Annotated in this window: 6 protein-coding genes and 1 pseudogene; all 7 read left to right on the top strand. The window is 36.0% G+C overall.

Annotation, left to right across the window (positions count from 1 at the left end):
* Positions 1–400 (top strand): annotated as a pseudogene (locus EUBHAL_RS12855) (phosphoglucosamine mutase); the annotation flags it as partial.
* Positions 401–424: 24 nt separating this feature from the next.
* The gene (gene glmS / locus EUBHAL_RS12850) at positions 425–2,263 is read left to right on the top strand and encodes a glutamine--fructose-6-phosphate transaminase (isomerizing) (RefSeq protein WP_005350701.1); all 1,839 of its coding nucleotides are present in this window, start codon (positions 425–427) and stop codon (positions 2,261–2,263) included.
* A gap of 309 nt (positions 2,264–2,572) precedes the next feature.
* Positions 2,573–4,342 carry a hypothetical protein gene (locus EUBHAL_RS12845; protein ID WP_005350699.1) on the top strand — a complete coding sequence of 590 codons (1,770 nt, stop codon included), beginning with the start codon at positions 2,573–2,575 and terminating at the stop codon, positions 4,340–4,342.
* A 21-nt stretch (positions 4,343–4,363) separates the two neighbouring features.
* Positions 4,364–4,555: a hypothetical protein gene (locus EUBHAL_RS17005; protein ID WP_005350698.1), complete on the top strand. Its 192-nt coding sequence runs from the start codon at positions 4,364–4,366 to the stop codon at positions 4,553–4,555.
* Positions 4,556–4,768: 213 nt separating this feature from the next.
* Positions 4,769–5,215 carry a hypothetical protein gene (locus EUBHAL_RS12835; RefSeq protein WP_005350695.1) on the top strand — a complete coding sequence of 149 codons (447 nt, stop codon included), beginning with the start codon at positions 4,769–4,771 and terminating at the stop codon, positions 5,213–5,215.
* A 210-nt stretch (positions 5,216–5,425) separates the two neighbouring features.
* The gene (locus tag EUBHAL_RS12830; protein WP_005350693.1) at positions 5,426–6,328 is read left to right on the top strand and encodes a sugar phosphate nucleotidyltransferase; all 903 of its coding nucleotides are present in this window, start codon (positions 5,426–5,428) and stop codon (positions 6,326–6,328) included.
* Positions 6,329–6,745: 417 nt separating this feature from the next.
* Positions 6,746–6,988: a transposase gene (locus EUBHAL_RS15780; RefSeq protein WP_135960944.1), complete on the top strand. Its 243-nt coding sequence runs from the start codon at positions 6,746–6,748 to the stop codon at positions 6,986–6,988.
* Positions 6,989–7,174: the final 186 nt, after the last annotated feature.

The raw sequence follows: 7,174 nt of genomic DNA, 5'->3' as shown, positions 1-7,174 counted from the left end.
GAAGAACGGATGCCGTATCGGAGGAGAACAGTCCGGTCATATCATTTTTTCAAAGTATGCATCAACGGGGGACGGAATCCTTACCAGCCTGAAGATGATGGAAGTTATGATGGCTAAAAAGAAAAAGATGAGCCAGCTTACAGAGGATTTACATATTTATCCGCAGGTTCTGGTCAATGTAAAGGTAAAAGATAAAGCGGTAGCACAGGCAGATCAGGATGTACAGGCTGCTGTGAATAAAGTTGCCGAGGCATTAGGAGATGCCGGAAGAATCCTTGTCCGGGAATCCGGAACAGAACCGTTGATTCGTGTTATGGTAGAGGCAGAGACGGAAGAAATCTGTCATACATATGTGGATGAAGTTGTTGCTGTCATCAATGAAAAAGAAGCAACCAGATAACAGCCAGAGAAAGGGATTAAAATTATGTGTGGAATTGTTGGATTTACAGGAGTACAGCAGGCAGCTCCGATTTTATTAGATGGTTTGTCAAAGTTAGAGTATCGCGGATATGATTCTGCAGGAATTGCAGTGCGTAATGGAGAGAATGAAACAGAGGTAGTGAAGGCAAAAGGCCGTTTAAAAGCCCTCGCAGAGAAGACAGATAACGGAGCAACCGTACTCGGAAGTTGTGGTATCGGTCATACGAGATGGGCTACGCATGGTGAACCATCTGAAGGCAATGCGCATCCGCATAAAAGTGATGATGGCAATGTAGTAGCTGTACATAACGGAATCATTGAAAACTATTTGGAATTAAAAGAAAAATTAACACGTAAAGGATATGTATTTTATTCTGAGACAGATACCGAAGTTGCAGTAAAGTTAATAGATTACTACTACAAAAAGTATGAAGGAACACCAATTGATGCGATTAATCATGCAATGGTTCGTATTCGGGGTTCTTATGCACTTGCTGTAATGTTTAAGGATTATCCGGAAGAAATCTATGTTTCAAGAAAAGACAGCCCAATGATTCTTGGAATCGAAGATGGAGAGTCCTACATCGCATCCGATGTACCAGCTATCTTAAAGTATACAAGAAATGTATACTACATCGGAAACATGGAACTTGCCTGTGTAAGAAAGGGCGAGATCACTTTCTATAACCTTGACGGCGAAGAAATCGAAAAAGAATTAAAGACTATCGAATGGGATGCGGAAGCAGCAGAAAAAGCAGGCTTTGAACATTTCATGATGAAAGAGATCCATGAACAGCCAAAAGTAGTAGGTGATACATTAAATTCTGTATTAAAGGATGGACAGTTTGATTTGTCTTCCGTTGGACTTTCCGAAGAAGAAATCAAAGATATCAGCCAGATTTACATCGTAGCCTGTGGCTCCGCTTACCATGTAGGAATTGCAGCCCAGTATGTAATCGAAGACCTTGCTAAGATTCCTGTTCGTGTAGAACTTGGTTCCGAGTTCCGTTACAGAAATCCATTATTAGATCCAAAAGGTCTTGTAATCGTAATCAGCCAGTCAGGAGAAACAGCTGACAGCCTTGCAGCACTCCGAGAGTCTAAAGAAAAAGGTGTCCGCACAATGGCAATCGTAAACGTAGTCGGTTCCTCTATCGCCAGAGAAGCAGACTCCGTATTCTACACACTTGCCGGACCGGAAATTGCCGTAGCAACAACAAAAGCTTACAGTACACAGCTCATGGCAACCTACATACTTGCCCTCCAGTTCGCAAAAGTACGCGGAGAAATCTCCGATGAGACATATAAAAACATGATTGCCGAATTACAGACAATCCCAGATAAAATCGCTAAAATTCTCGAAGACAAAGAACGAATTCAGTGGTTTGCATCCAAACAGGCAAACGCACACGATGTATTCTTCGTAGGACGTGGGATCGACTATGCCATCTGTATGGAAGGAAGCTTAAAGATGAAAGAAATCAGTTACATCCACTCAGAAGCATACGCAGCCGGCGAATTAAAACATGGTACGATCTCCCTCATCGAAGATGATATCCTCGTAGTCGGCGTACTTACACAGCCAGATCTCTACGAGAAAACCATCTCCAACATGGTAGAATGCCGCAGTCGTGGCGCATACCTCATGGGACTCACAACCTTCGGTCAGTATAACGTCGAAGACAGCACAGACTTCGCCGTATACATCCCGAAAATCGACCCACACTTTGCAACATCCCTTGCTGTAATCCCATTACAGCTGTTAGGATACTACATCAGCGTAGCAAAAGGATTAGAAGTGGATAAGCCACGTAACCTGGCAAAGAGTGTGACAGTGGAGTAATAGATTATAAAAGAATGTTTATCCAGAGAGTAAAGTCTCTGGATAAATTTGTCTATATGGAAAATGTGTATATACCAATTTTGTTTTACGTACAAGGTTATTTATAAGTATTATTGTTGAAATATTTCCTGTATGGTAATATATAATCATAAATATATTTAGTGGATTATGTTGAAATATGAGGAAAACTGAGATGAGCCATTTGCAGTTATCAATGCAGATGACTACTATGGAAAAGAAGCATTTATGATAGTATCGAAGTTATAAATGTGGAGATAGATGGTGTAGCTAAAAAGGAGTCGATTACAAATGAAATATTCAATACCTAGAAAATGTGATAATTTTTCTGAAATTGATGGAATACTTTATTTCGCACAGCGATTAGAAGAAATGTTGTTTGATTATACGGTTGATTTGTTTAGAATGCCTCTTTTAAATACTCATGGATTAATTAAAGAGTATTGTTCCGTGACAAAAAAGGTTGAGAAAAATGAGGTTAGAGAATACCAAAGAGATATAGTTTTTGAGGAATTTAGTGCATCGTTTAAAAGTGATATTGTTATAAAAGAATGTTGGGGACAAGATAACATTGATAGAATATTGAAATCTTTTGGTTCAAGTTCTAAGCAGGAAAAGAATGATACCATAGCGTATTTGAATGCGACTTTTGATAATGGAAAATATTATTATTGGTGTGTGGATACAATAAAAAAATATGTCAGGTTACCAAAGCAAAAGAAAAAGATCGAAGCTACTATAAGATGTTGGGTTTCGGAAATTCTTTCGATGGGATATAATTCCGATTATATATATAACGAGCTTAAGAAACATTTTTTTTCTAATGGTAAAATAACAGAAAGCAGTGTAGATGATTTTTTAGATATTTTTAATTTTGAATATCATAAGTATACTGTTTATTTTTCAGTTTCTAATATAGCATTGAAATTCAAAGAAATTTTAGAAAAAAGGATTAGATTATGTTTTAATAATGATGGAAATTTTTCATTATTTAAAAAAGATAAAGACAAAGTAATTGTGTATTTTGAAGATATTAAAGCTCCTTGTCCTAATATAGCTGCAGAAATTGCTTATAATAGATTAGATTTATTTTTTAGTTTTTATAAGTTTGTTGGAAATAAGAGATTTTTTTCAATTCAAAAGAAGGCAATGATTATTGAAGAACAACAATCACCTATTTTTGTAAATGCACATAAATTCTCTTACAATATTATCGATGATACTGATTTTGCAAAAATTGGTGCAACATCAGATAATTTATTAACAGGTCTATTGATTAATGCGGAATCGGAGTATTCGCTTTTGAGAAAGTCAATTGAGCTACATAATACGGCATTGGCAGTGCCAGATTTAAAAAGTGGATTTTTAAATTTATGGTCATCAATAGAAGTGTTATGTCAACCTAAAAATGAAGGAAATAAATTTGAGTATGTTTTAAAAAATGTTATTCCAATATTAAAAAAAGAATATTTGTATTCTGTAATTGAAGATATTATAAAATGTTTAAAGGATAATTTGCCAAAATGTAAATATGAAGAGGTTTTGGGATTAAGTAATGAGATTGGGTGTGATATTAAAAAGATATTTTATTTGTTATTTTTACCCCAATATAAGGAAGAACGTAAAAAGATATATGGAATTTTAGGAGATTTTCCTGTTTTAAGAAGTCGTATAGCTTGTATAGCGGAGCTTGATACAACTAAAAAGGTAAAAGAGTATGTGGGGAAGTATGCTCAAAGAGTTACGTGGCACTTGTATAGAATGTACAGAACGCGTAATGCAATTATTCATTCTGGTGAAGTTCCACATAATATAAAATATCTGGGTGAGCATCTACATGCCTATGTTGATGCAACTTTGGAAGAATTTGTAACAAAACTATCAGGAGATATTCCTTTTGATTCTACTAATAATGTTATTATGGATATAAAATTTGCAACTGAAAGAATTGATAATATTCTTGAAAAGGATCAAAAAATAGATGAAAAAATTTTAGATGTTTTAATTCATCCAGAGATAGGGTATACGATACAGTGTAAAGAGCATATTTCAAATCTGTAATTTTGTATAGTTCAAAAGTGAATGGGGCTGAATCCCTTAGGAGGGCCGAACAGAAGGGGTCTGACCCTCTTACAAAAAAATAAAGATGGAGATGCAGAAAGAAATACTTTAACAGAGTTCAACAGCAATAATACAAAGTTGTTGAATCTTGAAGAGACAAAAGAGATGATTGCAAAATTGGCTTATATCCAGGAGAGACTGGCGGAGGAATAAGATTTATCATTGTTTAGAGATTAGAAGGGGTCTGACCCTCTTACAAAATTCTTCCGATAAAGTGAAAATATGCAAGAGCTTGCGGGACTGTGCCAGGAGAAGAAATCGGAAAGAAGAAGATTTCGTAGCAGAAGTAGCAACTTAGATAGTGAAATGAAGGTGTAATTCCTGTGAAGTTGACGTTAATAGAAATAATATAAAGGGAGATAAGAAGTGAAAAGTGAAATAATTGTGGCATTAATAGCAGCTGGAACGACTATATTAACAATTATTGGGTCAATAGTAGCCGTAAAAATAACTAGTAATTCACAAATAAAGGAACAGAAGATTGCGGCTGATCGAGAAATGAAAAGGAAGTATTATAATGCATTTATTGAAGCCTTTACCAAAAAGCTATTTTATATTGGTAAACATGATTGTATAGAAAAGATTGAAGCGGAGATGGCATTTGTATTAGAGGCGAATAGGCTACCGCTGTATGCTTCGGAAGAAATGATTCAATTTATAGAAAAAATCAAATACCCACAAATTGCAAAAGAAACTAAAATGGAAGAATTTTTAATAATTTTAAGAAGAGATTTGTGTGAAAATACATTTGAAAATTTCTCAGATATAAAAGGAATTAGCCTTGTACTACCAAATGATGCAGAAGGGGTCTGACCCTCTTACACACTAGAGGGGGTCTGGCTCTCTTAAGATTTTCTTAAGGTAGGGAATCGAAAAAGTTAGATTTGAAATGGACTTTACATATAACAGCCAGAGCATAAGTACCAAGGACATATTACGGGGATACCATTTCCAGAAATAACCTGAAGTGTAAACTCACAATTGGAAAGGGTAAGCCCACTTACAAACGAAAAGAGGAAAGAAATGAAAACAGCCTTACTTATTATGGCAGCCGGAATCGGCAGCCGATTTGGAACAGGAATCAAACAGTTAGAACCAGTGGATGATTTTAACCATATCATCATGGATTACTCAATTCATGATGCGATTGAGGCCGGTTTTAACCATATAGTATTTATTATCCGTAAGGACATTGAAGAAGAATTTAAAGAGGTCATTGGAAATCGTATTGCAAAAATCTGTGAGAAGTATGATGTGACTGTAGATTATGCTTTTCAGGATATTAACGATATTCCAGGTACTCTGCCGGAAGGTCGTACGAAACCATGGGGAACAGGACAGGCAGTGCTTGCAGCGAAGAATATACTTGACACTCCATTCATAGTAATCAATGCAGATGATTACTATGGAAAAGAAGGATTTAAAGCGGTTCATGAATATCTGGTGAATGGCAGCAAATCCTGTATGGCTGGATTTGTATTGAAGAATACATTATCCGATAACGGTGGTGTAACTCGTGGTATTTGCAAAATGGATACAGAGAATAACCTGACAGAGGTTATTGAAACCGGGAATATTGTAAAGACTGAGAATGGCGCAGAAGCAGATGGAGTAACCATTGACACAGATTCTCTTGTTTACATGAATATGTGGGGATTAACTCCAGATTTTCTGAATGTACTCGAAGAAGGATTTAAGGAATTTTTTGAGAAAGAAGTAGTAAAAAATCCACTGAAAGCAGAGTATCTGATTCCAACTTTCATCGGTGAACTGTTAGAGCAGGGCAAGATATCTGTAAAGGTTTTAAGAAGTAATGATACCTGGTATGGAATGACCTATAAGGAAGATGTTGTGTCTGTAAGGGATAACTTCAATAAGATGTTAAAGAATGGTGTATATAAGGCTGACTTATTTAGTGATTTATAATATACTGGAGCCACGGGAAACTGTGGCTCTTAGTGCATACATTTTATTGACAATTAACAACTGAGTAGATAAATACAGAAGGGGTCTGACCCTCTTACAAAATTTGATTGTTGTATATATTTGGTTTGCACATCCAGAAGTTGTGAAGTGTATATCGGAATTCTGTTGCAAACCACATCAGGTACAGAAAAAATAGGCCTTTTAAATGAGCTGATTTACAAGTCAGGTAAATAGGATTTTATTATATGAATATACTTGAAAAATTGAAATTTTATTGTGAAACACAAAACCCAGTGGGAGCGTTAATGCGTAAGTGGTAGATAGTGCGTACCTTGACAAAGTTTTAGACCGCCAAAAGGCAGTCTTATTTAGTCAAGGTACGCATGGTGGAGCACTTACTTTGTACATTAGAGTTATTTGAGCGAATCGAGAGATTCGCACGAATGGAACGAACATCAGGCACTGTTGTTTCTGCCGAAGAAGCTTTACTGGAAAAGACAGTCTGGGTACTCTCACATGTTAAATGATGCGACCTGTTTTAAAAAGATATTTATTGTAACAGTATATACAGACCTCCGTTTAGGGATTGACCGTCTGGCAGATACTGTGCGCTCTCCAACAGTTCCGATGGTTTATGGAAGGTCTTACTACCCTCCCTAAAAAGCAGGTGAAACGATTGAAAAAGGCACCAGATTATACGGTATAGTTTTGTGCATAACGTAGAAATTTTAAAAGTTTTTTATGGACGAAAAAAACAGGCGGACTTTCACATTTTTTTCTTATATATAAGCCGCCTGTTCTTCTTTTTTTACAAGATAACGCAGATTTCTTTTTGGGAGAAAGGCA

Source organism: Anaerobutyricum hallii DSM 3353, assembly GCF_000173975.1.
Classification (GTDB): domain Bacteria; phylum Bacillota; class Clostridia; order Lachnospirales; family Lachnospiraceae; genus Anaerobutyricum; species Anaerobutyricum hallii.
Note: the sequence above shows the minus strand (reverse complement) of the source record. Positions and strands in the feature narration are given on the sequence as shown.

Bases quoted from the DNA above. Each gene is read 5' to 3' on its own strand.
- glmS (WP_005350701.1), top strand. From the start codon at position 425: ATGTGTGGAATTGTTGGATTTACAGGAGTACAGCAGGCAGCTCCGATT.
- EUBHAL_RS12830 (WP_005350693.1), top strand. From the start codon at position 5,426: ATGAAAACAGCCTTACTTATTATGGCAGCCGGAATCGGCAGCCGATTT.
- EUBHAL_RS12845 (WP_005350699.1), top strand. From the start codon at position 2,573: ATGAAATATTCAATACCTAGAAAATGTGATAATTTTTCTGAAATTGAT.
- EUBHAL_RS17005 (WP_005350698.1), top strand. From the start codon at position 4,364: ATGGGGCTGAATCCCTTAGGAGGGCCGAACAGAAGGGGTCTGACCCTC.